Source organism: Gynuella sp. (genome assembly GCF_050297175.1).
GTDB lineage: Bacteria > Pseudomonadota > Gammaproteobacteria > Pseudomonadales > Natronospirillaceae > Gynuella.
This window is the reverse complement of record NZ_JBNKSF010000014.1, coordinates 80,614-106,946: the sequence shown is the minus strand read 5'-3', so window position 1 is coordinate 106,946 and position 26,333 is coordinate 80,614. Positions and strand designations below refer to the sequence as shown.

The 26,333-nt window shown below is 46.5% G+C and carries 30 protein-coding genes and 1 tRNA gene; 9 read left to right on the top strand and 22 right to left on the bottom strand.

Features of this window, described 5'->3' with window-relative positions; translation table 11 throughout:
- Position 1 precedes the first annotated feature (1 nt).
- Entirely contained in the window at positions 2-724 is a 723-nt protein-coding gene (znuC, locus tag ACQY6I_RS05395; protein WP_428240444.1) for a zinc ABC transporter ATP-binding protein ZnuC, read from the bottom strand.
- Between the two features lie 124 nt (positions 725-848).
- On the opposite strand from znuC, the gene ACQY6I_RS05390 reads away from it, so the two are divergent.
- Positions 849-1,706, top strand: coding sequence for a zinc ABC transporter substrate-binding protein (locus ACQY6I_RS05390; protein WP_428240443.1), 858 nt, complete (start codon positions 849-851; stop codon positions 1,704-1,706).
- On the opposite strand, the gene ACQY6I_RS05385 is transcribed toward ACQY6I_RS05390, so the two are convergent.
- Together ACQY6I_RS05385 and ACQY6I_RS05380 are read right to left on the bottom strand one after the other, a co-directional pair.
- Positions 1,696-2,418, bottom strand: a complete 723-nt coding sequence (locus ACQY6I_RS05385) for a sulfite exporter TauE/SafE family protein (protein ID WP_428240442.1) — start codon at positions 2,416-2,418, stop codon at positions 1,696-1,698. The two genes, ACQY6I_RS05390 and ACQY6I_RS05385, sit on opposite strands and share 11 nt — an antisense overlap.
- 52 nt (positions 2,419-2,470) lie before the next feature.
- Complete coding sequence (locus tag ACQY6I_RS05380) at positions 2,471-2,815, bottom strand: DUF2721 domain-containing protein (protein WP_428240506.1); 345 nt, start codon at positions 2,813-2,815, stop codon at positions 2,471-2,473.
- Positions 2,816-2,908: 93 nt separating this feature from the next.
- Here ACQY6I_RS05380 and ACQY6I_RS05375 point away from each other — a divergent pair, with 93 nt between their 5' ends.
- Positions 2,909-3,346 carry a TerB family tellurite resistance protein gene (locus ACQY6I_RS05375; RefSeq protein WP_428240441.1) on the top strand — a complete coding sequence of 146 codons (438 nt, stop codon included), beginning with the start codon at positions 2,909-2,911 and terminating at the stop codon, positions 3,344-3,346.
- Positions 3,347-3,448: 102 nt separating this feature from the next.
- Here the strand turns inward: ACQY6I_RS05375 and ACQY6I_RS05370 are convergent, their stop codons facing one another.
- The gene (locus ACQY6I_RS05370; protein ID WP_428240440.1) at positions 3,449-4,840 is read right to left on the bottom strand and encodes a sensor histidine kinase; all 1,392 of its coding nucleotides are present in this window, start codon (positions 4,838-4,840) and stop codon (positions 3,449-3,451) included.
- Positions 4,818-5,498: a response regulator transcription factor gene (locus ACQY6I_RS05365; RefSeq protein WP_428240439.1), complete on the bottom strand. Its 681-nt coding sequence runs from the start codon at positions 5,496-5,498 to the stop codon at positions 4,818-4,820. Before ACQY6I_RS05365 ends, ACQY6I_RS05370 begins: the two co-directional genes overlap by 23 nt.
- Before the next feature lie 143 nt (positions 5,499-5,641).
- Here ACQY6I_RS05365 and ACQY6I_RS05360 point away from each other — a divergent pair, with 143 nt between their 5' ends.
- Positions 5,642-6,157 carry a hypothetical protein gene (locus ACQY6I_RS05360; RefSeq protein WP_428240438.1) on the top strand — a complete coding sequence of 172 codons (516 nt, stop codon included), beginning with the start codon at positions 5,642-5,644 and terminating at the stop codon, positions 6,155-6,157.
- 141 nt (positions 6,158-6,298) lie between these two features.
- Here ACQY6I_RS05360 and ACQY6I_RS05355 read toward each other — a convergent pair.
- Positions 6,299-6,386: transfer RNA gene (locus ACQY6I_RS05355), tRNA-Ser, on the bottom strand.
- Positions 6,387-6,462: 76 nt separating this feature from the next.
- Positions 6,463-6,954 carry a hypothetical protein gene (locus ACQY6I_RS05350; protein ID WP_428240437.1) on the bottom strand — a complete coding sequence of 164 codons (492 nt, stop codon included), beginning with the start codon at positions 6,952-6,954 and terminating at the stop codon, positions 6,463-6,465.
- Positions 6,955-7,026: 72 nt separating this feature from the next.
- Here ACQY6I_RS05350 and ACQY6I_RS05345 point away from each other — a divergent pair, with 72 nt between their 5' ends.
- On the top strand, positions 7,027-7,347 hold the full coding sequence (locus ACQY6I_RS05345; RefSeq protein ID WP_428240436.1) for an NGG1p interacting factor NIF3: 321 nt from the start codon (positions 7,027-7,029) through the stop codon (positions 7,345-7,347).
- 25 nt (positions 7,348-7,372) lie between these two features.
- Here ACQY6I_RS05345 and ACQY6I_RS05340 read toward each other — a convergent pair whose 3' ends face one another.
- Together ACQY6I_RS05340 and ACQY6I_RS05335 are read right to left on the bottom strand one after the other, a co-directional pair.
- A complete protein-coding gene (locus ACQY6I_RS05340; RefSeq protein ID WP_428240435.1) occupies positions 7,373-7,930 on the bottom strand; it encodes an NUDIX hydrolase in 558 nt (185 codons plus the stop codon).
- Positions 7,931-7,974: 44 nt separating this feature from the next.
- Entirely contained in the window at positions 7,975-8,331 is a 357-nt protein-coding gene (locus ACQY6I_RS05335; protein WP_428240434.1) for a DUF3135 domain-containing protein, read from the bottom strand.
- 126 nt (positions 8,332-8,457) lie between these two features.
- On the opposite strand from ACQY6I_RS05335, the gene ACQY6I_RS05330 reads away from it, so the two are divergent.
- Positions 8,458-9,129, top strand: a complete 672-nt coding sequence (locus tag ACQY6I_RS05330; RefSeq protein ID WP_428240433.1) for a CoA pyrophosphatase — start codon at positions 8,458-8,460, stop codon at positions 9,127-9,129.
- Positions 9,130-9,132: 3 nt separating this feature from the next.
- The gene (locus ACQY6I_RS05325) at positions 9,133-10,092 is read left to right on the top strand and encodes a DUF4062 domain-containing protein (protein ID WP_428240432.1); all 960 of its coding nucleotides are present in this window, start codon (positions 9,133-9,135) and stop codon (positions 10,090-10,092) included.
- On the opposite strand, the gene ACQY6I_RS05320 is transcribed toward ACQY6I_RS05325, so the two are convergent.
- The 9 genes from ACQY6I_RS05320 to metG form a co-directional block, all read right to left on the bottom strand.
- Positions 10,089-11,033, bottom strand: coding sequence for a DegV family protein (locus ACQY6I_RS05320; protein WP_428240431.1), 945 nt, complete (start codon positions 11,031-11,033; stop codon positions 10,089-10,091). The genes ACQY6I_RS05325 and ACQY6I_RS05320 overlap by 4 nt on opposite strands.
- Before the next feature lie 18 nt (positions 11,034-11,051).
- The gene (gene nth, locus ACQY6I_RS05315; RefSeq protein ID WP_428240430.1) at positions 11,052-11,684 is read right to left on the bottom strand and encodes an endonuclease III; all 633 of its coding nucleotides are present in this window, start codon (positions 11,682-11,684) and stop codon (positions 11,052-11,054) included.
- A 141-nt stretch (positions 11,685-11,825) separates the two neighbouring features.
- A complete protein-coding gene (locus ACQY6I_RS05310) occupies positions 11,826-12,533 on the bottom strand; it encodes an electron transport complex subunit E (protein ID WP_428240429.1) in 708 nt (235 codons plus the stop codon).
- Between the two features lie 3 nt (positions 12,534-12,536).
- Positions 12,537-13,154 carry an electron transport complex subunit RsxG gene (rsxG, locus tag ACQY6I_RS05305; RefSeq protein ID WP_428240428.1) on the bottom strand — a complete coding sequence of 206 codons (618 nt, stop codon included), beginning with the start codon at positions 13,152-13,154 and terminating at the stop codon, positions 12,537-12,539.
- Positions 13,151-14,200, bottom strand: coding sequence for an electron transport complex subunit RsxD (gene rsxD, locus ACQY6I_RS05300; RefSeq protein ID WP_428240427.1), 1,050 nt, complete (start codon positions 14,198-14,200; stop codon positions 13,151-13,153). The genes rsxG and rsxD overlap by 4 nt, the downstream gene beginning before the upstream one ends.
- Positions 14,197-15,981 carry an electron transport complex subunit RsxC gene (gene rsxC / locus ACQY6I_RS05295; RefSeq protein WP_428240426.1) on the bottom strand — a complete coding sequence of 595 codons (1,785 nt, stop codon included), beginning with the start codon at positions 15,979-15,981 and terminating at the stop codon, positions 14,197-14,199. Before rsxC ends, rsxD begins: the two co-directional genes overlap by 4 nt.
- On the bottom strand, positions 15,978-16,565 hold the full coding sequence (gene rsxB / locus ACQY6I_RS05290) for an electron transport complex subunit RsxB (RefSeq protein ID WP_428240425.1): 588 nt from the start codon (positions 16,563-16,565) through the stop codon (positions 15,978-15,980). The genes rsxC and rsxB overlap by 4 nt, the downstream gene beginning before the upstream one ends.
- Positions 16,566-16,577: 12 nt before the next feature.
- Entirely contained in the window at positions 16,578-17,159 is a 582-nt protein-coding gene (gene rsxA / locus ACQY6I_RS05285) for an electron transport complex subunit RsxA (protein ID WP_428240424.1), read from the bottom strand.
- A 179-nt stretch (positions 17,160-17,338) separates the two neighbouring features.
- Positions 17,339-19,351: a methionine--tRNA ligase gene (gene metG, locus ACQY6I_RS05280; protein WP_428240423.1), complete on the bottom strand. Its 2,013-nt coding sequence runs from the start codon at positions 19,349-19,351 to the stop codon at positions 17,339-17,341.
- A gap of 108 nt (positions 19,352-19,459) precedes the next feature.
- On the opposite strand from metG, the gene apbC reads away from it, so the two are divergent.
- The gene (gene apbC / locus ACQY6I_RS05275; protein WP_428240422.1) at positions 19,460-20,548 is read left to right on the top strand and encodes an iron-sulfur cluster carrier protein ApbC; all 1,089 of its coding nucleotides are present in this window, start codon (positions 19,460-19,462) and stop codon (positions 20,546-20,548) included.
- Between the two features lie 19 nt (positions 20,549-20,567).
- A complete protein-coding gene (locus tag ACQY6I_RS05270) occupies positions 20,568-21,233 on the top strand; it encodes a hypothetical protein (protein ID WP_428240421.1) in 666 nt (221 codons plus the stop codon).
- 174 nt (positions 21,234-21,407) lie between these two features.
- Here ACQY6I_RS05270 and ACQY6I_RS05265 read toward each other — a convergent pair whose 3' ends face one another.
- The 4 genes from ACQY6I_RS05265 to purM all read right to left on the bottom strand — a co-directional run bounded on the left by ACQY6I_RS05265 (position 21,408) and on the right by purM (position 25,082).
- A complete protein-coding gene (locus ACQY6I_RS05265; RefSeq protein ID WP_428240420.1) occupies positions 21,408-22,415 on the bottom strand; it encodes a 2-hydroxyacid dehydrogenase in 1,008 nt (335 codons plus the stop codon).
- A 213-nt stretch (positions 22,416-22,628) separates the two neighbouring features.
- On the bottom strand, positions 22,629-23,360 hold the full coding sequence (locus ACQY6I_RS05260) for a DUF3108 domain-containing protein (protein ID WP_428240419.1): 732 nt from the start codon (positions 23,358-23,360) through the stop codon (positions 22,629-22,631).
- Between the two features lie 13 nt (positions 23,361-23,373).
- Entirely contained in the window at positions 23,374-24,027 is a 654-nt protein-coding gene (purN, locus tag ACQY6I_RS05255) for a phosphoribosylglycinamide formyltransferase (RefSeq protein ID WP_428240418.1), read from the bottom strand.
- A complete protein-coding gene (gene purM / locus ACQY6I_RS05250) occupies positions 24,024-25,082 on the bottom strand; it encodes a phosphoribosylformylglycinamidine cyclo-ligase (protein WP_428240417.1) in 1,059 nt (352 codons plus the stop codon). Before purM ends, purN begins: the two co-directional genes overlap by 4 nt.
- A gap of 144 nt (positions 25,083-25,226) precedes the next feature.
- Here purM and ACQY6I_RS05245 point away from each other — a divergent pair, with 144 nt between their 5' ends.
- On the top strand, positions 25,227-26,333 hold the full coding sequence (locus tag ACQY6I_RS05245; protein ID WP_428240416.1) for a DUF2066 domain-containing protein: 1,107 nt from the start codon (positions 25,227-25,229) through the stop codon (positions 26,331-26,333).

Sequence of the window (26,333 nt, the reverse complement as noted above, 5' to 3'; positions counted from 1 at the left end):
TTTAACCTTGCTCAGATAAGTGGTGGTGATGGTCATGATGGTGGGTATATATGCCGATGCTACTGTGATGACCAAACAATTGCCGGAACTCCGGATGTTGTGAGACTGTTTCCGGTTCTCCGGAGCAACACAAATGACGATTCAGGCACAATACCTGATCGGTTTTGGCCATCACAATATGCAGATCGTGGGAGACCATTAAAATACCGCATCCAAGTTCGTCACGGATCCTTTGGATCAATTCGTAAAGTGCCACTTCACCAGTAAAGTCCACACCCTGTACGGGTTCATCCAGGACCAGCAGGTCGGGGTTATTGATTAATGCTCTGGACAGTAATACCCGCTGCATTTCACCGCCACTGAGTTTTTGAACGTATTGGTTTGCCAGGTGTACGACACCGGTCATACTCAATACCTGTTCAATGCGTTGTACAGATTGTTTTTGTGGTAACGACAGAAACCTGGAAACCGTCAGTGGCATCGTATTGTCAATATGCAGTTTCTGTGGCATGTAACCAATTTTGAGGCCCGGGCTACGTTCGATCTGCCCACTGTCCGGTGATAGGATGCCTAGTAGTATTTTTACCAATGTAGATTTTCCAGCTCCATTTGGGCCAATCAATGTAACCAGTGAGCTCTTTTCCAGAGTTACGTGGATATTTTCAAGAATTTGTTTTCCCTGCCGGGAAAAGCCAAGTCCGGAAGCCTTGATCAAGGTGGTCATGAATGTAACAACTTAGTGATGAAAGGTGATATTCAGGTTGTTATATTATAACATTTGTCGCAATGTTCAAAGCTTGGGAGAGTTCTCGTTGTCAGTCCGGTCATTCTGTTTTTGGGTTATTAGCATGATATCTGTTTTTTCGATAGCAGATACGAACAGTGTAGTAGTTACCATTGCACCTTTGCATTCTATGACAAGTGCCGTGTTAAAGGAGAGTCGGTACCATGCGGAGTTGTTGCTGAATACCGGTGCTTCTCCTCATGACTTTCAGCTTAAACCATCTCAAAGGCGACAGTTGGAACAGGCAGATCTAATCGTGTGGGCTGGCCCTAACCTGGAGTCCTCACTGGTCAGAATTATGAGTCAGAAGCAGGACAAAGTGTTTGGTCTGCAAGAGTACGGCTCTGCTCTTACAATTTTTCCATTTCGCGTTAATCATGAATTTGAAGCTGATCATGAGCATAATGGCAGTGACCCTCACTTTTGGCTGTCACCTGAAAATGCAATTGGGTTTGTAAATGCTTTGGCTGATCGTATGGCCCGACTGGATCCGGATGAGCGCGAATTATTTCTGAACAATGCGCGGCAATTTGCCACCCGGATGCAGGATAAGGCCAGAGTTTGGAAACAGCAGTTAGCGCCTTACCATGAAGTTCCTTTTATTGTTCTGCACGATGGTTTTCAATACATGGATCACTTTTTTGATCTGAATTTTGTAGCCGCTATATCAGTGAACCCGCAATTGGCTCCAGGCTTAAAAACTATTCATCGCATCAACGATCTGGTTGCCTCGCAGCAGATTCGTTGTGTATTTGCCGAGCCTCAATATAGCCAGGCACCCATACGACATTTTATCGAACAACAGCACCTTGGCTTTTATACTCTCGATGCCATTGGTTATCAGATCGAACCGGGTCCGGAGTTGATCTGGCAGTTGATGGAGCAGAATGTCCAACACCTTACATCCTGTTTCAGTGGTTGAATGCCAGGGCACCAATAAATGCGACGGATGCTGATGCTGTACACAAAATCAGCAGTAGCGAACGAAATCGATTGTCGACCCATTGGCGGGCGAGTTTTCCAGCCAGAAAGCCAAAAATGGCCACCGGTAGAAAGGACAGGCTCGCCAGCCACAGGTCTGAGTTCAGCAGGCCAATCGCTTGATACGACATCAATGACATCACGCAGCTGAAGGTAAAATATACTGCTAAGTTAGCTCGGATACTATTTCCCGAGCTGTGTTGCATGATCAGCGCCATCGGCGGACCACCAATAGAGGTGGTTGTGCCCATCAGGCCGGAGATAAAACCTGCCAGGCCAACTCTGGCTGGAGTGGGTTCGAAGGGTTTGCCATAAGCAGAAATCAGTACTGCCAGAAACACGATGGATGCCACTGTTAGCTGTAAAACATGAGTAGCAATAATTGTCAGAATCCAGGCTCCCAGAATAGTGCCGGGAATTCGGGTGATGACAGCCAGTCTTAGTGAGCGCCACTGAACGAATGAGTGCAGGCTCCAGACATTGATCAGACTCAGTGATAGCGCTGTAACCGTCAAAATGACAGGCACCCACTCGGGCCGTAGAAGTACGATGATAGGGGCAGCCAGAATGGCCATACCAAATCCCATTGCACTTTGGATCAGGCAGCCAAAAAACAGTGCAATTGCGCACCCCCACCAGATTAAATCAAACATGGACTATTCCTTAAGCAATTTGCAGAAACTTTCGAATTGCATTTGTAATGTTTCAGCGGACATGAATATCTTGGCAAAAAGAAAAGGTGTAACGCATTAAGCATCGATTGCAAATTACCCCCGAACGGTCAAGTTTAGCAGTTGAATAACGTCGTAATAACTGCATTTTGATGATGATAGACAGAATAAATGCGTCAACCTTGTGCAACAACGTATACCGACCCGGTGGAATCTGACACTGCAGAAGGTGTGAGATTCGGGTTTTGATCATACTTTCAGCGGTTTCTTTATATTGTTTATACAAAGATTTGATTAAATCAGCTATCACGAGAAATCGATTGGTATATGCTAATAGAAACAGCGAAATCATAGGAAACCGTATTGCCGGGGTGCACATTCTAATGCCCTGCAAAATCAGTTCTCCTGTAAGGCACTCGCCGTAGTGGAGACAGCATTGTTTTAATAAGTTGTATAAAAACCGGAAGCATACATGATAAACAAGATCTTAGCGTGGTTTAACGCAGAAGAGGAGAGCGCAGATTCTCTGGACGTAAAATTGGCAGAGGCTGTTCTGCTGGTAGAGGTCATGATGGCGGATAATCGGGTTGATGAACAGGAAGTTCAAAGTATACGTGAAGTGTTGGCACAAGAGTTTTCACTTTCCCGGCGCGAACAGGATGAAGTGATCGAGGCTGCTGAACAGATGGTACAGGAGTCAAATGACCTTTATCGGTTTACTGAATGCCTGAATAGCCATTTTGATGTTGAGCACAAATTTCAGTTCATTGTTAAGTTGTGGCGTATCGCCTTTGCCGATGGAGAGCTGGACCAGTATGAAGATCATATGATTCGTAAAATCAACGAATTGCTGTATTTGCATCATTCTCATTTCATGCGGGCCAAGCATGAGGCGATGGAGCAGGGCTGATTGAGGGCTTTTATCCGTGATCTGGCTTTGGTCTTCTAACTTTGTTTACTACCGTTAAGATACAACCATAGGCCTGGGTCCTGTGGTTGTAGATCAAATGGACTACAGCCGCGGCATAAGTATTTGAACTCGCAATCCGTGGTCATTCGCTAGCCTGATCTGACCTTTATGGAGTCCGATAATGGCTTTTACCAGGCTCAGACCCAAACCAAAACCAGTTGTGCTACGGGCCTCGTCCAATCGCGCAAAGCGTTCAAAAACGCGTTCAAACTGATCTTCCGGGATGCCCGGTCCGGAATCCTGAATAACTAGCTGCAACTCATGGTCACTGCTAACGGTCGCTCTGATTTCAACAGAACCATTCGAAGGGGTATATTTGCTGGCATTGTCGAGAATGTTTGCCAGAGCCTGTATGAGTAAATGTTTGTCGCCTGTCAGATAGATATCTTCGGAGCTGGCTGTAAAAGTAATTTGTTTATCTTCAAATACAGGTTGATACATTTCCTCAAGATCGTTCAGCAGCATTGGCAGATGAATTTTTTCAAATCCTTGGTGAGTGCCGGATTCCAGGCGCGCAATGCCAAGCAGGGATTTGATCATTGCCAGCAGGCGATCCACTTCTTGAATGCTTTCGTCGACTTCCGGACTGGGACCTTTCTGGTAAGCCTGTTCGAGTTTTACTCGCAGTCGAGCCAGCGGGGATTTAAGGTCATGGGCAACATTATCAGACACCTGGCGGATTCTGCCCATCAGGTGATTGATTTCATCCAACATGCTGTTGATATGAAATGCCATTTGATCGTAGTCATCGGCAAAGGACTTGCCTCCGACGGGTATCACATTATTTTTATAGCGAATTCGGTGGTTAAGACTGCCCTGCATGATGGTCTGGCAGTCCTGATTGATCTGATGAATTCGCTTCAGGCTGCGTTGCGTTAACAGAATACTGCTGATCAGGGCCAAAACCAGAGTCACGACCAGACCAACCCAGAGAGTATTCCACAGGCTGTTTTCGAGATTGTGCAGATATTCAACATTTTCTTTCAGCACGATCGTATCGCCGTTCGGGAGTCTAATGACCCGGCTGACTCTCAATTTGCCTGATTCCAGTGACACAGATTGATTCTGGTTAAGTAGATATTCCGGAGGGCTGGATAACCCAAGCGAGCGATGCTTATTGCGCATCTCGCCATTTCGACCAGACATCATGCCACGATGAGAGCCTCGTGGAATTGCAATGATGGAATCCGTTTCGCCATTGAACTTATTGATTAGATTTTCAGTGGACTGTCGTGGATCGCTGTGGGCACTGTCCAATAATTGTTGGGTCCGGTTCTCAAGGTTACTTTCGATTCCCTGCCAGATGTCGCGTTCCAGTTGAAAAAACATCACTACCAACACTGCTACCGTAGAAAACCAGATGACGCTACTGGTTAACAAAGCAAATCGAAAGCTTGAGCTGAACAGCAGGTTACGGATTTGCTTCCAGGACATATCCAGCTCCTCTAACAGTTCTGATACAGCTGATGCTGCGGTTTTTATCGAGTTTTTGTCGCAGACGGCTGATATGAACATCGACAATGTTGGTCTGAGGGTCAAAGTGATATTCCCAAACATTTTCCAGCAACATCGTGCGCGACACCAGTTGTCCTTCATGGCGCATGAGGTATTCCAATAGTCGAAATTCGCGAGGTTGCATGTTTATCAACGCATCGCCCAACCAGACTTTCTGTCGGCTCAAATCCAGCTTGATATCGGCTACCTGTAAAACCGTAGTATCAGTATTGGTCTGATTTTGCCGGCGTAACAGCGCTTGCACTCGTGCTAGTAATTCTTTGAACGAAAAAGGTTTGGTCAGGTAGTCGTCAGCACCAGCGGATAAGCCGTCAACTCTTTGATCTACTTCGTCAAGCGCGCTGAGAATCAACACCGGAGTCATATTGCCAGATGCTCGAATGGTTCTGATTATCGTCAAACCGTCTACATTGGGAAGCATGCGATCCATAATGATCAGGTCAAAGGACTCAGATGCCAGAATGAAGAGCCCTTCTTTACCATCGGTACATTGCTCAACCAGAAAACCTGCTTCCCGTAACCCCTTACCAATAAAGTCTGACAGAATTTTATCGTCTTCAACCACCAGTATTTTCACGTTATGACCCCGTTAATCGTATGCCCTAAGTATATGGCAAGCACAGAGCCTCGAAGATTAACAATCGTTAATGTTGCAGTAAAACAGGGGTTAAAGAACCAGGCCTAGAATATGGATATGTTCAATAGAGAAGGGGAAATATCATGAAAACTCGCAACAAACTGATCGTCGTTTCGGTTATGGCCACTGCCTTGGTTGCCTCTTTGGCATATGGCCGCGGTGGTTTTGGTAACGAAAACAGGTCTGGAATGGGTGGACAAAGAGCCAATGCTTCAATGATGTATTACGGTGGTCAGGGAGGTCCAATGGCAGGGTTACGGGATATGGATTTTGACGGTTTGGCAACTGCTTTGAATCTGACTGCTGAACAACAGGTTTTGTTTGATCAGTTCAGGTCCTCACATGCTGAATTGCAAAATGCCATGAGTGGTTTAAGAGATGAAAACGGTGTCGTAACGGATAGGCGCCAAATGCTGCAGGCTATGGCTGACAACTATGATTTGATGGAACTGCATCAGCAGAATCGTCAGGCACTGTTTGACAGTTTGTCAGGTGAGCAGCAATTGGCATGGCGGACTACTGTCGGTAAAGGTATGGCGCTTAACTCACAAGGACCTCAAATGGGGCGAGGTATGGGTAGAGGTGGTTGCAGATTCTGAAGCAAGCAGAGCTGGTGATAGGTATTGTTCACCAGCTCTATATCTGAGTCTGGATCATATTCCACCTTATAACCGAAGCTGGGATTTTCTAGGGAACAAAGAAGCTGAAAAAAACTGCAAAATAGACTGCAGTATAGAAAATGGCGGAGGAGGAGGGATTTGAACCCCCGGAGCCTTTCGACTCAACGGTTTTCAAGACCGCCGCTTTCGGCCACTCAGCCACTCCTCCGGAACGGCCGCCATAATACCTAAGGTATTTCTGCTGTCAATGCTTTCTTGTCTAAATCATTGAAATTTATACATTTTCATATGCTGAATTGTTCGATTTCGTCTGGATCCTGGTATTCAAGCCATGGTTCCAGCCATTGTGAGAAATCATCAAGTTGCTGATCGAGCCAGTTTTCACCATCATCCAGGTGCTGATCCAGCTTATTTTTCAGATCACCGACAAATGCTTTCACCATGGTTTTGTAGGCAACCCGGTATCCGCCGTCAAAGGGGGTGATAATAGTAAACAGCTTGAGAGTCTTGTCATTGTCGGTGTTCTTAAGCAAGGTGGGAATGATAATTCGGTCTTTTAGTTTTTGAGGCTTACCTAGTTCGGACTGGTAGTTCCGATAAAAAAACAGAGTGCTTTGAATAAACAACGGATCGGACTCCAGTGTGTAAGCTGCCGCTTGTTGATAATCTTTTTGACTGACAGCTTCCCAGAACTGTTCGGCAGTTTTGAGCCCGTCGCCAGTATTGGAGCAGGATGTCAGTAATAGGCCTATCAACAAAAACCATCGTCTTATCATATAAAGTTCACCATTTACCCATAAAAAAACTCAGCAGTATTATGGGCAGGACATTCTTAATGAGAAATAACCATGTTTAAAATTATTGTGTTTGTGCCTGAAGACGCTCTCTCTAAAGTGAAAGGGGCGCTGTTTAAAGCAGGTGCGGGGAATATTGGTCATTATAGCCATTGTTGCTGGCAGGTGCTGGGTGTAGGCCAATTCATGCCGGGAGAGCAGAGTGAGCCAGCCATTGGCAACAGAGGGAGTGTTTGTGAAGTATCTGAATATCGGTTGGAAACTGTATGTGATGGCGAAAGAATAAGGCGTGTGCTCACCGCAATGCTGGATGCTCATCCTTACGAAACACCTGCGTATGAGGTGTTGGAGATTAAAAGTCTGGAACACTTTTAACCTCCCAGCTTGATGAAGGAGAGAATCAGTAGGTATCAGATTTTCTTGGACCCAGAGTGGTGTTGCAGACCTGATAGGGTTTTGGAAGATCCTGTTGAACCGAATCGAGATAGTGTTGCAGGGTGGTTTTGACAGTCTCAAAAGCGATTTCCTGCCATGGAATGTCAGCTGGTGCAAATAGTTCTATCTCGGTACTTTCTTCTGTTGTGCTGTATTCTGCTATTGGCATGTTGGCCAGATAAAAACAGTGAACCTGGTCCACAATGGGCAGGCTGATGACAGATATCAATTGTTCAATTTCAACACGGGCTTTTGATTCCTCCCATGTTTCGCGCAGGGCGCCTTCGGCCAGGGATTCATCGTTCTCCATAAAACCGCCTGGCAATGTCCATAAGTCAATTCTTGGTTCTATGCCTCGTCGACATAGCATGATTTTTCCCTGATGCACCGGCAGGGTGCCTACTATAATTCTGGGGTTTTGATAGTGAATTGTTGAACATTTGGGACAGACGTGTCTTGGACGGTGATCACCTTCGGGTACTTCAACAATCAGCGGAGCCGCACATTCGCTACAAAATTTCATGTCTCTGTTATCACTGCTTTGGGTCTACCCGATTGTAACTTTTTTTAGCGGCTTCTGGCGAAAGGAATAATTTTGGCCTCGGAAGTGGGGTCTACCTGATTTGAAGATTGGTAGTTATTTTGCTGAACCTCATTAAGAACATGCCTTAGTTTGGAAAACGAGTCATGCATCATCTGTGATAATTTTATGCAGGCAGCCAATGGGTTGGAGGCGCGCTTTCGCTCCATATCAATTTGAAACTGCAGGCCGCGCAATCTATGTTGATGCTCGATTGGAGAACTCATGATTAATTCTTCAACCCGTTCTTCCAGCCAGTTTTCAAGGGCTTGAGGATCCTCTTTGGCAAGCAGAGCCATTTTTTCAAAATCAAACGCTTCATGAGTCATATTAAAATCTTCCATAACTACAACTTAATATCCTTGCATATTACCAAAAATAGTCTATAAGCCATCCCCCTTTATGTCTTATTTTTGTACAGAGTAGTAAAAACTGCACTAACCGTGTCACAAAACGAGTAGAATCAACCTATGTACGAAAAGCTGAATAAGAATGAAACTATAATCCGGATCCAGCGTTCCCTGTCTCAGCACAAACCAGAGCCTGTACTCGGTGCTTTCCCCAAAGAGGCTGCTGTATTGCTGCCGTTTATCGAAACTCCTTCCAGTGGCCTGGAGATGATGTTTACCGTCAGGTCTGAACACCTCAGTCAACATGCCGGTGAAATATCTTTTCCAGGTGGTAAGGTAGAGTCTCAGGATGCCAGTCTGATGGCAACAGCGATGCGAGAAACAGAGGAAGAGACTGGGATAGAAGCAGATAAGGTGACCATTGTCGGTGAATTGTCTCCGGTTATTTCCAAAGCAGGTATTCATGTCACACCATTTGTGGGGATGGTGCATAGCAGCGCTAGTTGGGGGCACTCCAGTGACGAAATCGATGAGATATTCACGGTTCCTTTGGAGTTTTTTCTGACCACCGCACCGATTTTTACAGAGAGTCGGCAAAGACTTACTGGGTTAAAGATTCCAGAATACCAATATCAGCAGTATCGTATCTGGGGTTTAACGGCGATGATTATCGTAGAGTTTATGAATGTGGTATTCGATCGACGTTATGATTTACATTTTCAGGAACATGTTCGTGATGTTATTGTCCAACAGTTGGTCGGAAAGACATCTATTGGTGATAAGGATAATTAGCAAATGAGTGATTTGAGTTATCAGGTAATGGTTGGTTCTACTCAGGCTGACCTAAGCTCTGAAACGCGTATGGTGCAGGAGTGCCTGGTTGCGCAAGGAGCTAATGTCAGTGGCTTTTCATTTCCTAAACATACTGATAATTATCTGTGGAAGCTGAATCTGAATTGTCTTAACAATGCTGATTACCTATACCTTATCGTTGGTCATCAGTACGGGCCGCTGTCGCCAACAGGTGTTGGTTATATGCACCGTCTGTTTGCTTCTGCTCAGGCCACTAATAAACCGATTGTCAGTCTGATCTATAACGGCCAAAACAAACCTTACGGCAATGCAGCGGATAAGACCAGGCTGCACGAGTTTGTCAATCAGCTGAAAATGGCAGATCACTATTTTTGGCATGATCAAAGTACTTTGCTTCATGCTACCGAAACCAGTTATGAGCTAATGCTTGATAAAGCTCCGGCGCGGGGATGGGTGCGGCCTGAGCATGTTTCTAAACATAGTGGCCAGGAGGTCAATATTCTGCGTCGGCAGATCGCCTTACTGAAAAAGGAGATGGAGCAGTTGCGGCAGAATCGTTTGCAGCCGTTGTTCGATCAAAAAGTTACTTTGCCCTATCAGTGTAAATGTTTTTATGGTGGAACTCTGAAAACGATCAATCATCATACTGAGTGGTCATTGGACGAAATTTTTCTGGCCATTGCTCCAATTGTTATGGACGAACAATCTGAGGCTAAAGTCCGAAGCAGCTTCTTTGATCAGGTACTTGATCAGGAAAAACCGGCATTGGGTCGAATGGCGCCCGAGGCACATGCGTTTGTAGATCTTAAAATACCTCAAAACACTTTCTATAGTATTAAGGTATTGTTGCGTTCTTACGGTTTGGTGGCTGTTCGAAAAGGTGCCTGGAAGTTAACGCCCTATGGTGAACAGTGTGCGCTAAACCGGGTTGAGGTGAATTAGTTCTCTTCCACAAACGAAATCGCGATGGATTGTGGTCCAAAATGAGCGGCCACACTGATGCTCATGACAGATGTCAGTACCCGAATATCATGTTCGTGGGCGAACTGGTTCAGTTGGGAAATATGATGATTGGCCCGAAGTTCGGCAAGATGGCCGGCGTAGCTAATATTGATGACGGTTTTATCTAAGCCTCCATCGATAGCCTGTTGAACCTGCGCGGTAATATTCTTAACCGCATCGTCAAAGCTTTTCTCTTTATCGGTGAGCTGATATTGCCCTTCGGTCAGGCTTATAACAGGGCGATGTCCCATTAGCTTGGTCAATTGATAATCTAGGGTGCCAAAATACTTATTTTCACTATCTGCCCGTTTCAATAAGGTGCTGTTTTTGAAAAAATCCGGATGTCGGATGGCGAATACGGTGCGTAGTTGTTTAATTGTTCCCTTAAGCAGCGTTGGAATCTCGTCTAGCGCCAATGCTTTTTCCTTGATTAGACGGATACATTCATGTAGTAATAGACCCTCTCCTGATGCTACCGAATTACTGTCTATCAGTTTGATTTTGAAGCAAGGGTCCAGTCCGAGTTTTTTTCTGACCGTAGTGATACGTTCTTTATTTAGAATTCCAACCTCTTTGATGAGCCGGTAGTTGTGGCTGAAAGTCTGGTCACTGGTGATGATCAATGCAGAATCAAATTCATGAATGAGTCTGTCTAACAGTAGTGAACTGTAAAATTCCTCAGAAATCCCTGTATGCGTCATCTTCTCTTTTCGTTTGCGCAGAGCGTTGTAAAACTCCAGTGATTCCCTTGGGTCTTTGGTGTCTGTGTAGTAACGCTTTATTGAGGCAATGTAGTTAGGCAGGATTTCAATTTGATGATTTTCCAGAAAAGATCTGGGTATGTCACAACATGCATCTACCAGTACGACGGACTTGTTCATGAGTTTCCTTGCATGGGTTTATTCCGTTTTGTCGTTATATTCACAAAGGTGCTCGATGATGCAGGCACCACATTTGGGTTTTCTGGCCACGCAGGTATAGCGTCCATGTAAAATAAGCCAGTGATGAGCATCTAACAAGAACTCTTTAGGAACTACTCGCATTAGTTTGTCTTCGACTTCCCGAACGTTTTTTCCGGGAGCAATTTTAGTCCGGTTAGCAACACGGAATATATGTGTATCAACAGCCATCGTCGGTTGCCTGAATGCTGTATTCAAGATGACGTTGGCGGTCTTTCTGCCTACACCAGGAAGTTTCTCCAATAATTCCCGTTGATCAGGAACTTCGCTGTTATATTCCTGAATCAATATCTCACAGGTTTTGAGAATGTTCTGGGCCTTGGTATTAAACAACCCTATGGTTTTGATGTGGTTTTTCAGTTTATCCAAACCTAGAGCCAGAATAGCTTCTGGCGTGTTTGCCAACGGAAACAATCGTCGAGTGGCTTTGTTGACACCAGCGTCTGTCGATTGGGCTGATAGCATAACGGCTATCAGTAGTTCAAATGTTGAATGATATTCAAGTTCAGTCGTTGGTTGCGGATTTGATTCTTGTAGGATTGTGAAAATCTGCTGTCGTTTGGTTTTATTCATTTACGCATTTTAACAAAGTCAATAAGGCTTCACTTTAAGTGAAGCCGGACAAAATTAAAACAGTAGACAGAATGGTTTTTTGCCAATGGGCCTCTTCGTGTGGAAAAGTCTCTGTATCAGTAATTAAGACGAAGCAAGAAATTAACTAATGACTCCGGTAACCCTTACCCGCTTGGAGCCAGTCTTTTGGCTGTCAGGTTGTCGGCGAGCCTTCAACCATCCATCCAAAGCATTTTTAGCCGCAATAATGAGCCCTAATGCGACGAATGCTCCAGGTGGCAGGATGGCGAATAGAAATTGTGGGTAATTGGAGAACACCGTTATTTGCCAGTCTTTTGCTACTGGCCCAAACAGTAATTGCATATTACTGAATATGATTCCTTGGCCGATGATTTCACGAATGGCTCCGAGCAGAACGAGTACGCACATAAACCCGAGGCCCATCATCAGGCCATCCAGCAGAGAGGGGATTACGCTGTGTTTGCGGGCAAAACCATCTGCGCGACCTAGAATATTGCAGTTAGTAACAATCAGCGGTATGAAAATTCCCAGAATATGATAAAGCTCATAGGTAAAAGCCTGCATTAGCAATTCGGCTGCTGTAGTAAATGATGCGATGATCATAACAAAAGCGGGTAATCGAACAGCGTCATCAACATGGTTACGAATTAAAGATACTGCGGTATTGGAACCGATCATCACGACAGTCGTCGCGATCCCAAGCCCCAGTGCATTGACTACACTCGCCGAAACGGCCAGTAACGGACACAATCCTAGTAGTTGTACCAGTGCAGGGTTGTTATTCCAGAGGCCGTTTTTAATAATTTGTCTGAAAGAGGTTTCGTTCATGATTTACGAGCCCTTTAGTAACAGTTTGGTTTGGTTGGCCTGATAAAACAACAAGGCATTTTTAACCGCTGCCGTAACAGCTCTTGGTGTTATGGTCGCACCAGTCAGTTGGTCGAATGCACCGCCATCTTTTTTTACTTTCCACTGTTCCAGTGCGGGAACACCAATAGACTTGCCATTGAATTGAAGTATCCAATCTGATTTCTGAGTGTCAATCTGGTCACCGAGTCCCGGTGTTTCCTGATGGGCAATTGCTCTAACCCCTGCAATGGAACCATCCGGGTTGATACCTATCAGCAGTTGAATGGCATCGGTATAACCATTTGGGGCAATGACTGGAAGAATGACATGCTGACCATCACTAAAAAATGGTTCTGGAGTTTTCAGACTCAATAATTGAGCATCAATAAACGCCTCGCTGGTAATCTTTTCCTGTTCGGTAGCAAGGTCTTGGCTGGCACCAGGGAAAATTTCGTACAACAGTCGGGATTGAAACAGGTGACGGTTATGCTCAATTCTGTCTGTACTGAGATATTGGGTAATAGCGATGAGACCAACGGTAAAAATGGCAAAAATTCCCAGCCCAAGAGCGTTTTTACGTATGCTGCTGACTAAATTCATTGGGAATCCTTATTTACCTTATAACCCTTGATGGCACGGGCATGGCCATAAGTGCGTGGGCGGGTATAGTTGTCTATAAAAGGGGCCGTAAAATTCATCAGCAGTACTGAAAACGCGATTGCATCTGGATAGTTACCCCAGGTCCTGATGATATATGTCAGAATCCCAACGCCAGCGCCATACACCAGTTTACCTCGATTACTGACTGCTGAGCTGGAAGGGTCTGTAGCGATGAAAAAAGCCCCCAGCATCGTTGCTCCGCCGAAAAGGTGCATGAATGGCGGGACATGGGAGTCAGCATCCCAGCTGAAAATAAGGGCCATGAAGGTCAGCGAGGCTAGCAGGGCAACCGGAGTATGCCATGAAATGATGCGACGAAAGAGCAGGTACAACCCGCCGGCGAGATAGGCCAGGCTGACCCATAGCCAGGAATTCAACCAACTGCTCTCAAATAAGGGGGTTTGCTGTAACTCTGCGCGGGTGGCCAGTTCAATTCCGGTTTTATAGCTATCCAGCGGTGTGGCCATAGTGATGCCGTCATAGGTGTGACCGCCAAAGTTGTTCAGTAGTTGTTGGCTGAAAGAGGGCAGGGAGTCATTGACCAACGAACTTACTCCCCATGATGTTGTCATCTGGACAGGAAATGAGATCAACAATAGAGCATATGCCGCCATAGCTGGATTAAATGGGTTGTTACCCAGACCACCATAAAGCTGTTTGACGAATATGATGGCAAATGCACTACCAACCAGGGCCAGCCACCAAGGAGCCATTGGTGGAAGCGCAAGGGCCAGCAACAGACCCGTAAGGACGGCACTGAAGTCAGACAGAAATACTCTGACTGGCAGACTGCGCAACTTCAACATAATGGCTTCGGCAACTAATGCGGTAGTGATGCTGATGATCATATTGATCAGATAACCCCAGCCAAATGTGGCTGTCAGTACCAGAAATCCAGGGACTGTTGCCAGGCATACCTGCAGCATCACCTGTTGTACCGACAATGGTTTCTTCAGGTGTGGCGAACTCAGGTTGGTCTTGCTCATTGGGGTTTGTTCTCTTCTTCAGCGGCCTGTTGATAAGCCAGTTTTGCCTGATGTGCTTTTTCTTCCAGTTTGCCCAGTGCGGTGCTTAATGCATTCACCATTTCAGGGTTTTCTGTCTTGGCGGCATCCAGTTTGGTGCGAGCGGTTTCGACTTTGCTTTGTAACGTTTCCCATTTGCCTTTGAGTTGTTCGGTTGATAGGACAGGCTTTGGAGGAACCGCACTCGGCTCGGCTTGACTTTGCTTTTTGGCTTTGGCGCGAGCCACGGATGCCAGTATTTCGGATTTCATGTCGCTATTGACCGCATTGTCACCGTCGCTTTCCTGTTTCGCCTGTTGTGCTTTGGCTGCTGCTTCGGCTCTGGCTCTACGTTTGGCTTCTTTTTCGGCTTCCTCTTGTGCCAGACGTTCCTGTCTTTGCTCAAAACGCAGTCGGGCCCGGTCTGATTTTTCTGTTTCGGCGCGTTCTTTTTTGATTTCAGCCTTGGCAAACCGGTAATACTGCACCAGAGGAATATTGCTGGGACAAGACCACGCGCAGGCACCACATTCAATACAATCGAACAGGCTGTTTAGTTCTGCTTTTTCCCAGTCATGGCTTTTTGCATTCCAGTAAAGTTGCTGTGGCAACAGGTTAACCGGACATGCCTGTTCACACATACCACAGCGTATGCAGGGTAATATAGGTTGCTCTGGTTTGGGTTCAGGCAATAACAAGCAGTTGGTGGTTTTGATGACCGGTGCCTGATGGTCCATCACCGTAAAGCCCATCATTGGTCCACCCATGATCAGTTGATGGGGGCCATCGGCTTTGACGCCGACCTGTTCAAGAATAAAAGACATCGGGGTGCCCAGTCTGATCCATCTGTTGCCAGGATTGGGGCAGTTTTCACCTGTGACAGTGACCACGCGTTCGATCAGCGGTTTACCCAGTACAATCGCTTGTTGAAGGGCATAAATAGTGCCTACATTTTGCATTACGATGCCCAGAGTTGCCGGTATACTGCCAGAAGGAACCTCCTGACCAGTGAGCAGCTGAATCAACTGCTTTTCTCCACCAGATGGGTACTTGGTAGGCACTACACGTATTTCAATACCTTTGTCGGGAATCCTGTCGATGATAGTTTGCAGGGCGGTGATGGCTTCAGGTTTGTTGTCTTCGATGCCGATCAATACTTTTTGTGCACCAGTGATCAGTCGGGTAATTTCAATTCCTTCGACAATTTCTGACGCTTTTTCCCGCATCAAGCGATCATCAGATGTAATGTAGGGCTCACATTCCACGGCATTAACGATCAGGGTATGGATATTTCCACGACTGTTTAACTTTGCATGAGTGGGGAAACCTGCACCTCCCATACCCGCAAGGCCTGCATCCAGTGCCCGCTGCAACAAAATTTCCAGTGGCTCGCTCTTCCAGTCGTTCAAAGGGGGCAGAAATAAAATCTCTTCTTCTGCCAGACGTTCAATAACGACACAGAGTGCCGGCATGCCGGAAGGATGAGGAATTGGGCGTGACTCAATGGCAGTCACAGTGCCAGTGATAGAGCTGTGTACTCCGACGCTGATTTGTCCTTTATTGCGTGCAATCAGCTGCCCGGTTTTCACCTGATCGCCAACGTTCACCAGCACCTCGGCGGGCGCGCCTATATGCTGATTCAGTGGCAAAATGATCTCCGGAGGTAAAACCGCCGGTTGGATCTCTGAAGCATTGGAAAGGGTTTTGTATTGTTCCGGGTGTATCCCGCCAGGTATGTCCCAGATTTTATAGGCGGTTGTCATGCAGCTTCTTCCCCACGTTGGTCCGTGGCAATCAGGTGGTATTCGGTAACAGGCTGTTGCCAGCCCCAGGTTTCGAGAGTGGTGGCTACGTGCACCATGTCAATGCAGTCCACTGGGCAGGGTTCCACACAAAGATCGCACCCGGTACATTCTGATGCAATCACCGTATGCATTTGTTTCGCAGCACCGATGATGGCATCTACCGGACACGCTTGAATGCATTTTGTACAACCAATACATTCGTTTTCGCGAATCACGGCTACCTGAGTTGGTTTTTCCTCGCCATGTTCAGCATCCAAGGGCACTGCTTCCACATCCAGCAGGTCAGCCAGTGCAGCAATGGTTGATTCGCCACCAGGAGGGCATTTATTGATAGGTTCGTCGCCACCAGCAATTGCTTCGGCATATGGGCGGCAACCAGGGTGTCCACATTGGCCGCATTGGGTTTGCGGCAATATGGCATCAATTTGGTCGACGATAGGGTTTCCTTCTGGTTTGAAGCGGACCGCTGCAAAACCCAGTAGGGCGCCAAAAGCCAGAGCCAGAAGAAAAATGGCAACAATAGCGATGATGACTGTTATCACATTATTGTCCTCTTAAGCCGGTACCAGGCCGGAAAATCCCATGAATGCCAATGACATTAATCCGGCGGTAATCAATCCAATGGCAGAGCCTTTAAATGGGGTTGGAACATCACTGTGGTTGATCCGTTCGCGCAACGCTGCAAATAGCACCAATACCAATCCGAAGCCTACGGCTGCACCAAAACCGTAAATCAGCGATTCAAAAAAGTTGTTTTGTTTTTTGATATTCAGTAGGGCGACACCCAAAACAGCGCAGTTGGTAGTAATTAATGGCAGGAAAATTCCCAGCACTCTATATAGCAGTGGGCTGGTTTTACGTATGACCATTTCGGTGAACTGCACGACAACCGCAATCACCAGGATAAAGCTGATGGTTTTCAGGTATTCGAGCCCAAGAGGCTGGAGAATCCAAGTGAACGTGAGATAGCTGCAGGCAGAAGAAAGTGTCAGCACAAAGGTCGTTGCCAGAGACATGCCCATGGCGGTTTCCAGTTTGTTGGATACGCCCATAAATGGACACAGGCCCAGAAACTGAACCAATACAAAGTTGTTGACCAGTATAGTGCTCACCAACATCAACAAATAATCGGTCATGCTGATACCCCAGAAAAAATGGTGGCCAATTATCCTTAAGGCAAATATTCCATACAATATGAAAAATCAGAGTTTTAAAAGTATTTGGTTATAAAAGAAAGCTCATCGGCTATGAAATCATAAACCATGCGCCTAAAGCCGGGCCATTGTCGTTATGAATGACCCGGAGTATTGATGTGTCAGCTGACTTTTTCACCAGGCTTCACGGCTTCATGGGCTTCCAGTACCCAAAAATCCTTATCACCGGCAGCCAGGACCATACCTTCTGACAAACCGAATTTCATTTTTCGTGGAGCAAGATTAGCAACCAGTACCAGATTTTTACCAATAAGGTCCTCTGGCTGATATTTGCTCTTGATTCCAGAAAAAACATGGCGCTGACCTAAAGGTCCAACATCCAGTGTCAGGGAAATAAGCTTGTCGGCACCTTCAACCGCGCTTGCATTGATCACTTTTGCCACTCTTAGATCAACCTTGGCAAAATCATCGAACTGAATCATGTTGTCTGTCTGGGCACTCTTAGTTGTAGTTGATTTGGCTGCGGCGACATCTTGTTTACTGTCTTCAATCATCGCGTCTACAGTACTGCGTTCGATCCGTGTCATTAGTGGGGTGAACTTGTTTATCTGGTGACCGCATAAGTCCTTGCTGAGTTCTGTCCAGTCAAGATTGTTAAGATTCAGGAAGCCAGCAGCTTTATCGGCCATGTTCGGAAGCACTGGTGCCAGATAAGTCATTAGAACCCGGAACAGTTGAATTCCGGTGGAGCAGACATCTATCACTTCCTGACCTTTTCCTTCCTGCTTGGCCAGACTCCATGGTGCTTTGGCCTGAATGTATTCATTGGCTAAGTCGGCCAGGGTCATGATTTCCCGAATTGCCCGGCTGTATTCCCTTTTTTCGTAGTGCCTGGCAACAGTATCGCCTTTCTCGATAAAAGTCTGATACAGCTCCGGTTCGCTCAGATGGGAGCTCAGCTGGCCTCCTGCTTTTTTGATGAAACCCGCACAACGACTGGCAATGTTGACTACTTTGTTAACCATATCTGAGTTGACTCTCTGAACAAAGTCGTCCAGGTTCAAATCAAGGTCTTCAACGCTGGGTGTCAGTTTTGCGGCATAGTAATAACGCAGATATTCTGGATTCAGATGTTTCAGATATGTCCTTGCCATGATAAATGTTCCGCGGCTCTTGGACATCTTTTCCCCATTGACGGTCACATAACCGTGGGCCCAGACACCATTTGGTTTGCGGTACCCGGACGTTTCCAGCATTACGGGCCAGAACAGTGCATGGAATGCGATGATGTCTTTACCGATATTGTGATACAGCTCGGTTGTACTATCGGCGCGCCAGAACTCATCGAACTCCAATTCGGGAGTACGATCACACAGGTTCTGAAATGAGGCCATGTAGCCGATTGGTGCGTCCAGCCACACATAAAAGTATTTGCCCGGCGCGTCCGGAATTTCGAAACCGAAGTAGGGGGCGTCGCGACTGATATCCCAGTCCTGAAGGCCGGTATCCAGCCACTCTGCCAGTTTGTTGGCGACGGAATCCGCCAGCACACCTGACCTGGTCCAGGACTTCAGCATGTCGCTATGCTGGGAAACTGTTAAGAAATAATGCTCGGAATCTTTCTCAATCGGCGTAGCACCAGAAATAGTTGAGCGGGGATTGATCAGATCTGCTGGTGAATAGGTGGAGCTGCACACTTCGCAGTTGTCACCATATTGGTCTTCTGCTCCGCATTTGGGGCAGGTCCCTTTGATGTAGCGATCAGCGAGAAACATTTTTTTCTCGGGATCAAAAAATTGACGTACATTCCTGACCGCGATCACACCATTTTGCTTGCATTGCTGATAGATATGCCTCGAGTAGTGTTCGTTTTCTTTTGAATGGGTTGAATAATAGTTGTCATAGGCAACCAGAAAGTCTGTGAAATCGGCCTTATGTTCTTTGTTTACCCGGTCAATCAACTGCTCTGGAGTAATGCCTTCTGCCTCGGCCTTGAGCATAATGGCGGTGCCATGGGTATCATCAGCACATACCGCGATACACATATTTCCGCGAGAACGTTGGAATCTGGCCCAGATATCAGTTTGAATATGTTCCAGCATATGCCCCAAATGAATCGGGCCATTAGCATAGGGAAGCGCACTGGTCAGGAGAATTTTTCGCGGATTGCTCATGGAAGAATTTATTTCCTTTGAAAGTAACAAAAAAACAGCGCGAAATGTTACCTTACCGCCCGAGTCAGGCCAATCTTTGCACCGATTATTTTTTTAAGGTTATCGATTATGAATTATCAGTCAGTCGTAGAATCAGTTTTGGCAGAGATGCAGGATCCAAACTGTCTACGTCCTTTAAGCACAGTTGCCGATATTGCAAGTGTGAAGGTTAATGATGCGTTTTTGGAAATTTCTTTGATGATGCCGTATCCGGTCGGATCTTTTGGGTGGGGATTGGCTACGCTGGTGGAGGCTCAGCTGGGCAGTCAGCTTGGCGGATTGCAGCCCAAAGTAACCATTGATTGGCATGTGCAACCACAGGCTGCCAAAGGCGGCATTCCGGCCATGCAAGAGGTTAAAAATATCATTGCGGTTGCATCTGGCAAAGGTGGAGTCGGTAAGAGTACAACAGCGGTCAATCTTGCGTTAGCGCTCAAAAAAGAAGGCGCCAGTGTTGGTTTGCTGGACGCAGATGTTTATGGTCCCAGTCAGGCTATGATGTTGGGAGTTCCACCGTCCACTCGCCCGGATACTGAAGATGATAAGTATATGTTGCCGGTACTGGCGCATGGTATTCAGAGCATGTCGATGGCTTATCTAGTTGATGAGCAGACGCCAATGGTTTGGCGTGGTCCCATGGTCAGCAGTGCCTTGCAGCAAATGTTGATGCAGACCAAATGGCAGCAGTTGGACTATCTCATCGTGGATATGCCTCCTGGAACGGGCGATATTCAGTTGACCCTGTCACAAAAAGTACCAGCAACAGGCGCGGTGATAGTTACTACACCGCAGGATATCGCCTTGCTGGATGCCAAGAAAGGTATAGAAATGTTCCGTAAAGTGAATATTCCAGTTCTTGGAATTGTCGAAAACATGGCGGTTCATATCTGCTCCAATTGCGGCCATGAAGAGCATGTTTTTGGTGAGCTGGGAGGGGCTCGTCTGGCGGACCAGTATGACACTCGGTTGCTGGCCAGTATGCCTCTCGATATGGCAATACGGCAACAAGCGGATGGTGGTGAGCCTACCGTCATCAGTGAGCCTGACAGCGAAGTCGCTATTCGTTATCAACATGCTGCTCTGGCGCTTGCGAGTGAGGTGGCTATGTTGACAAAATCAGCGCCTAATATTCCGTCCATTCAGATTTCAGATGACTAAATTTAATGAAGAGTGATATATGAAAAAAATAATAAACCTGGTTGTGTTGTTGGCAACGTTGGCAGCCCCTGTCAGTGTTTTTGCGGCTTCATTGCAGTCGTCATCTGATGGCCCAGAGGGTGATTCTGGAATATTGATTAAAGCGCTGGGCAGTAAAGATCACTTCTATGGGCTTATCGGTCTGGCCAAATATGATAACTATGATAAGAACATGGGGTATTTTGCATACGAGCGCTACGGCACAATGGATGAGTTGGAAGGTAAGTCAGATGATTCATTTCGGGTATCACGATTTTCGCTGAAAGGAGACGCTTATGCTTCTGCTACTGAACCAGCAAAATGGAGTTTTACCGGTGCTAAAGTTGATCTGTATTATGCAACTACTGAGGCTGAAAATGGTTATGAGTGGAAAAACTTTGGAATCGGGCTGGGTGCAGTGATGACGCCGGTGCCAGGGTTAAAGGATTTTCATATAACCCCTGGTTTGCAATATGAAAGTAAGTATTTGAGTTTTGACTGGTCAAAAGATCAGGATGCTCAGTATGACTGGTATGTGGATGCAGAAATCTATGTGTCGAAACGTTTGGCGATTGTGGGTCAATATAACCGGTTTATGGTTGGCGAACTGTTCGATGGCGAGGAGTTGCAGGAAATGGTGATGGTTGGTTTCCGGTTTTTCCTGTGACCAGGGTTGAAGTCAAGATCTGTTGATTTTCCTGTTCATTTGTCTATTGGGCAGTAAGCGTAGGTAACAGGCCCATGTTGATCAATCAGGATGAGATGCCATGCCTCTAACGTTGGAGGGTGGCATCAGTACCTGTATGTCAGCAGGTTCAGGGACAGTTGCTGTGCCAGTGGACTATGGCTGTTGAGCCAAAGTCTCTGGTATCCATCTTACTTCTGCTATGTTGCCGGAGGCGAAGCTGCTCAGGTTTTGCATGGTTATCCTGGCAATTGCCTGTAGTGCTTCACGGGTAAAAAATGCCTGGTGACCGGTGATGACAACATTTGGGAAGGTCAGCAGACGGGCAAAAATATCGTCCATCAACATGTCATTGGAATAATCTTCAAAAAACAAATTGGCTTCTTCTTCATAGACATCCAAGCCGAGATAACCGATTTTTTCGCTCTTGAGCCCATCAATGACTGCTTTCGTATCAATTAGACCACCTCTGGATGTGTTGATAATCATGACTCCAGGTTTCATTCTTTCAATCGTGCTCTGATTGATCAGGTGTTGTGTTGCCGGCATCAGTGGGCAATGTAGGCTTATAATATCCGCTTGCTGCCAGAGTTCATCTCTATCGACATAAGTGCCTAGTGCTTCCATGTCCGGGTTTTGGTAAGGGTCGGAGGCTATAATCTGACAGCCAAAACCATGCATGATAGTAGCAAATGCGACACCTATTTTTCCTGTCCCGATCACTCCGACGGTTTTACCATGCATATCAAAACCCAATAATCCGTTAAGGGAGTAATCATTTTCCCTGACCCGATTGAATGCTCTGTGGATGTTGCGGTTGAGGTCCATAATCAAGGCAACAGCGTGTTCGGCTACCGCATATGGAGAGTATTCTGGTACACGAGCAACGGGTAAGCCCAATTCGCAACATTTATTGAGATCAATATTGTTGAAGCCGGCGCAACGCATGGCGATCATTTTGATGCCGGCGTGGTGAAGGTTGCTCAGGGTCTCGGCGTCCAGAACATCGTTTACGAAGCAACAAACCGCATCAAATCCTTCCGCGAGAGCGGCTGTTTGAGCTGACATATGGGTGTCAAAAAAGACCAGTTCATGCTGGCCATGGTTGGCCGCTTCAAGGTGCTTTTGATCATATGGTTTGGTAGAAAAAACAGCCACTTTCATAACATAGTCCAGCAAAATGAATATCTTGAAATGTTGGCTGATTGAACAGATAGGATCAAGTATTTGTCTTTATCAACGGTGTTGTTGGCATCTGTTTCGCTGGGGCAGCGTGGGTAATTGGAAACTCTGAGAAAAAACGAAGATACCCTTCAAGGCGCTTAAAGTCGTCTGTATTCGAGTCGCATCTAAAGCCAGTCTGACTTCTCTGAAGGGTTACTGGCTACCCTGAATTGGGTTGCCATCGAACGTGCCGGAAATCATCTTAATTCGATCAATGATTTTATCTTTCTTGTAGTGCTCAAATTGAATCGGGATGTAGCCATAATCTTTTGCCAACCAGACAAAATAGTCTTCTTTTTTATCTACCCCCCGAACTTGCTTGACCTTCACCGTCAGCAGTTTGCCGGCAGCTGTGTTGAGCCACTCTTCTCCAGCAACCTGATAACTATAGACCAAGGGCCTTTTGTAACGGATAACCCGAAACTCAATGTTGTCTTTGCCTTCGCGTATCTGGTTGGCCAGGTGAATCTGGTAGGAGTGTGGATCAAAAACGTCCGCTTTCAGGTCAAGAGTGCGTTGGTCCTTGTCGACTTTTATAGATATTTTGCTGTTTTGATGATCAAAAGTGATTTCCTTTTTTTCTGAAAAAAAGCTGAAGTGGGAATCACTTTGAAAATGTACGGGTAATACTTTGTTTTGTTGAATAGAAAACTCAGATGTTTCTTCGATGCCTGCCCAAGAACCATCTGCCAGCAACTGAAACTGCCAGTTTTCGTTAGGCAGTTTCACCAAGCTCTGGGTGCCGGACATAGTAACGCTGATTGGGCGAAAACGTTCAGCTTTGAGCTTCATCCTAAACTCGGTCAGATCTTCTGCCTGCACTGACGATGCTGCAAGGAGCGTAACAGCCAGCAATGCATGAAAAGAAGAAAGTCTTTTGGTCATTGCCTTTGTCAGACTATCGGGCGTCAATAATTTTGCCGTATTGCTCAAGAATGTTCCCATCAAAATATGCCTGACCCTTAATCATGCTAAGCCTTTTCTCAGTAAACCACTTTACTGCGAGTGGATAGATGATGTGTTCCTGTTGCTGAACCTTAACTGACAATGACTTGGCATCGTCATCAGCCGTAATAGAAACCACAGCCTGAATGATGTTGGGGCCATCGTCCAGTTCAGGGGTCACAAAATGGACAGTACAGCCATGTTCTTTGTCACCGGCATCGATAGCGCGCTGGTGAGTATTGAGGCCTTTGTATTTCGGTAATAGTGCAGGGTGAATATTGATTAGTCGCCCCATAAACTGCTGTACAAATTCAGGCGTCAGGATGCGCATGAATCCCGCCATGACCACAACTTCCGGTGTAAAGGCTTCTATCGTACGGGCTAACGTCTGGTCGAATGCTTCACGAGAGGCAAATACCCGGTGGTCAAGAATGATGGCAGGAATGCCCGCAGTGCGGGCCCGTTCAAGACCAAATGCGTCTGCGCGGTTAGATATGACGGCGCGTATTTCACCATCAATATTCCCCTGCTGAACCTGATCGACAATGGCCTGTAGGTTAGAGCCACTGCCTGAGATCAGGACCACGATGCCTGATTTCTGGTTCACGCTTTGATTCCTCTTAGCTCAACGCGTTCATCTGTTGTATCGCAGGATGCGGTTTTACCGATAATTACTGGCGTTTCGCCTGAAGAACGAAGGCTTTCCATCACTTGTTCCACCTGATCGGTGGCGACAATACATATCATGCCAATTCCACAGTTAAAGGTTTTGAACAACTCCCAGTCGGTTATGTTGCCGTTTTCCTGTAACCAGTCAAAGATGACTGGGCGTTGCCAGCTTGTGGTTTCGATAATGGCTTTGACCTGGTCTGGCAGGATGCGGGGAATGTTTTCCTGAAAGCCGCCACCGGTGATATGTACCAGGCCCTTGATGCCTGAAGTATCACGCATTGTCTTGAGCAGCGGTTTAACATAGAGCCGGGTTGGTTGCAGTAGAGTTTGTCCGAGAGTACTGTCACCAAAATCCTGGTCCAGCGTTGCGCCAGCCACGTCAATCACTTTTCGAATCAGAGAATAACCATTGGAGTGTGGACCGGAAGAGGGCAGGCCAATAATCGTGTCACCATCGGCAATCGTGGAGCCATCAATGATATTGTCTTTTTCCACTACGCCCACGCAAAATCCCGCTAAATCATAGTCGTCACCGTGATACATGCCTGGCATTTCGGCTGTTTCGCCACCAACAAGTGCGCATCCTGATTCTTCACAACCTTTGGCAATGCCTGTAATCACCTCTGCCGCAGTTTCAATATCCAGGGCTCCGGTTGCGTAGTAATCAAGGAAGAACAATGGTTCAGCACCGCAAACCACCAGATCATTCACGCACATGGCAACCAGATCAATGCCGATGGTGTCGTGCTTCTTCATATCCAGCGCCAGTTTGAGTTTGGTTCCAACGCCGTCTGTGCCGCTGACCAGTACCGGCCGGCGGTAGCCTTCCGGAATTTCACACAATGCGCCAAACCCCCCAAGTCCCCCTAGTACTTCAGGGCGTTTAGTTCTGGCTGTAACAGATTTTATTTTTTCTACCAGAGCATTACCGGCATTAATATCGACACCGGCGTCTGCGTAACTTAATGATGTTTTGTGTGTGTCAGCCATGTGCTGGTCTCCAGAAAAGAGGTCTCGGATTGGAAGCGGCGCGCATTCTATCACCGGTGAAGCAAGTTTTGTCACATAGCACTGTTTTTTTATCGCCCGTTTGTCACAATAGTTATCAAAGTTAATTGGGCTGAAGGTTATTTTATGGTGTTAAAGTCTCTTGGCAGGCATTTGATCTTTCTGGGAGTTCTGTGTCTGGGAATATCCTCTCAGGTACAGGCAGCCACAAAAGTTGCTGATTTGTATAAAGTCTCTGAAGTGATTGCAGTAGGGGCTTCTACCAGAGAGCGGCATCAGCTGATGGCACAAGGGCTGGCTAAAGTATTTGCCAAAGTCAGTGGTGATGAAGCGGTGCTGGCGGATGACGATATCAATAAATATCTGCAGGACGCTCAAAGCTACCTGTTGTCTTTCAGTTTTGAGGCGAATAATGAAAAGAGAGTCAATGCACTTGGCGAAGTGGTGGATACCCAGAGGCTGAAGATGTCATTTGATCCCAGCCGGGTTAATGCCAGTCTGACCACTTTAGGGTTCCCCGTTTGGAGTGCACGGCGCCCTGATATAATGGTTTGGGTGGCTTCCAATAACCATGGAGTGAGAGAAATATTATCTTCGGATTCCAGTCTAAATATGGCAGATAAAGTCCAGCAGTTGGCAGATGCCCGTGGCCTTCCGGTTATGCTGCCTCATGGTGACCTGGAAGATCAGTTAACGCTTGATGTTTCGGAACTATGGGGACTGTTTGCGGAGCCTTTGGCAGCCGCATCAGCCCGGTACAATGCCGATGCCATTCTGGCTGGTCGAGTGGAATCCGTTAATGATCAGCAGTGGCGTTCGACCTGGCTGTTCATTTTTAATGGTGAACAACAGAAATATACTGTCAATGGTAGGTCCGAGGAAGATATTATCGATCAAGTGCTGGGGCAAATTTCCAGTCGTTTGTCTGGTCAATATGCGGTTTATTTGAATAGTTTGTTCCAGGACCGTGTGGTGCTTAGAATTTCCGGTGTTCAAAATTTAAAACGATACCATTCAGTGCTGCAGTATGTTGAAAACATGACGGGAGTGAGTTCCCCGCTAGTGGTATCTGTTACTGATGACATATTACGCATTCAGGTAGATGTTTCTGGTGATGTACAGCAGTTGAAGAGGTTGATTGCTCTGGATTCGCGTTTGGTTCCGGAGCAGTATTTTGCTGCTGCAGGTGTTCAAGAGCCTCCAAATGAGCTTCGCTACGTCTGGAACCCCTAA

Excerpts from the sequence above, each read along its gene's own strand:
- ACQY6I_RS05265 (WP_428240420.1), bottom strand. The coding sequence starts at position 22,415 with ATGAAAGTGGCTGTTTTTTCTACCAAACCATATGATCAAAAGCACCTT.
- ACQY6I_RS05335 (WP_428240434.1), bottom strand. The coding sequence starts at position 8,331 with ATGGAAGATTTTAATATGACTCATGAAGCGTTTGATTTTGAAAAAATG.
- rsxC (WP_428240426.1), bottom strand. The coding sequence starts at position 15,981 with ATGACAACCGCCTATAAAATCTGGGACATACCTGGCGGGATACACCCG.
- ACQY6I_RS05345 (WP_428240436.1), top strand. The coding sequence starts at position 7,027 with ATGTTTAAAATTATTGTGTTTGTGCCTGAAGACGCTCTCTCTAAAGTG.
- rsxD (WP_428240427.1), bottom strand. The coding sequence starts at position 14,200 with ATGAGCAAGACCAACCTGAGTTCGCCACACCTGAAGAAACCATTGTCG.
- znuC (WP_428240444.1), bottom strand. The coding sequence starts at position 724 with ATGACCACCTTGATCAAGGCTTCCGGACTTGGCTTTTCCCGGCAGGGA.
- ACQY6I_RS05350 (WP_428240437.1), bottom strand. The coding sequence starts at position 6,954 with ATGATAAGACGATGGTTTTTGTTGATAGGCCTATTACTGACATCCTGC.
- rsxG (WP_428240428.1), bottom strand. The coding sequence starts at position 13,154 with ATGAATTTAGTCAGCAGCATACGTAAAAACGCTCTTGGGCTGGGAATT.
- ACQY6I_RS05390 (WP_428240443.1), top strand. The coding sequence starts at position 849 with ATGATATCTGTTTTTTCGATAGCAGATACGAACAGTGTAGTAGTTACC.
- purM (WP_428240417.1), bottom strand. The coding sequence starts at position 25,082 with ATGGCTGACACACACAAAACATCATTAAGTTACGCAGACGCCGGTGTC.
- nth (WP_428240430.1), bottom strand. The coding sequence starts at position 11,684 with ATGAATAAAACCAAACGACAGCAGATTTTCACAATCCTACAAGAATCA.
- ACQY6I_RS05245 (WP_428240416.1), top strand. The coding sequence starts at position 25,227 with ATGGTGTTAAAGTCTCTTGGCAGGCATTTGATCTTTCTGGGAGTTCTG.
- apbC (WP_428240422.1), top strand. The coding sequence starts at position 19,460 with ATGAATTATCAGTCAGTCGTAGAATCAGTTTTGGCAGAGATGCAGGAT.
- ACQY6I_RS05270 (WP_428240421.1), top strand. The coding sequence starts at position 20,568 with ATGAAAAAAATAATAAACCTGGTTGTGTTGTTGGCAACGTTGGCAGCC.
- ACQY6I_RS05320 (WP_428240431.1), bottom strand. The coding sequence starts at position 11,033 with ATGAACAAGTCCGTCGTACTGGTAGATGCATGTTGTGACATACCCAGA.
- rsxA (WP_428240424.1), bottom strand. The coding sequence starts at position 17,159 with ATGACCGATTATTTGTTGATGTTGGTGAGCACTATACTGGTCAACAAC.
- ACQY6I_RS05370 (WP_428240440.1), bottom strand. The coding sequence starts at position 4,840 with ATGTCCTGGAAGCAAATCCGTAACCTGCTGTTCAGCTCAAGCTTTCGA.
- ACQY6I_RS05330 (WP_428240433.1), top strand. The coding sequence starts at position 8,458 with ATGTACGAAAAGCTGAATAAGAATGAAACTATAATCCGGATCCAGCGT.
- ACQY6I_RS05340 (WP_428240435.1), bottom strand. The coding sequence starts at position 7,930 with ATGAAATTTTGTAGCGAATGTGCGGCTCCGCTGATTGTTGAAGTACCC.
- ACQY6I_RS05360 (WP_428240438.1), top strand. The coding sequence starts at position 5,642 with ATGAAAACTCGCAACAAACTGATCGTCGTTTCGGTTATGGCCACTGCC.
- ACQY6I_RS05375 (WP_428240441.1), top strand. The coding sequence starts at position 2,909 with ATGATAAACAAGATCTTAGCGTGGTTTAACGCAGAAGAGGAGAGCGCA.
- ACQY6I_RS05380 (WP_428240506.1), bottom strand. The coding sequence starts at position 2,815 with ATGTGCACCCCGGCAATACGGTTTCCTATGATTTCGCTGTTTCTATTA.
- ACQY6I_RS05325 (WP_428240432.1), top strand. The coding sequence starts at position 9,133 with ATGAGTGATTTGAGTTATCAGGTAATGGTTGGTTCTACTCAGGCTGAC.
- ACQY6I_RS05310 (WP_428240429.1), bottom strand. The coding sequence starts at position 12,533 with ATGAACGAAACCTCTTTCAGACAAATTATTAAAAACGGCCTCTGGAAT.
- ACQY6I_RS05385 (WP_428240442.1), bottom strand. The coding sequence starts at position 2,418 with ATGTTTGATTTAATCTGGTGGGGGTGCGCAATTGCACTGTTTTTTGGC.
- metG (WP_428240423.1), bottom strand. The coding sequence starts at position 19,351 with ATGAGCAATCCGCGAAAAATTCTCCTGACCAGTGCGCTTCCCTATGCT.
- ACQY6I_RS05260 (WP_428240419.1), bottom strand. The coding sequence starts at position 23,360 with ATGACCAAAAGACTTTCTTCTTTTCATGCATTGCTGGCTGTTACGCTC.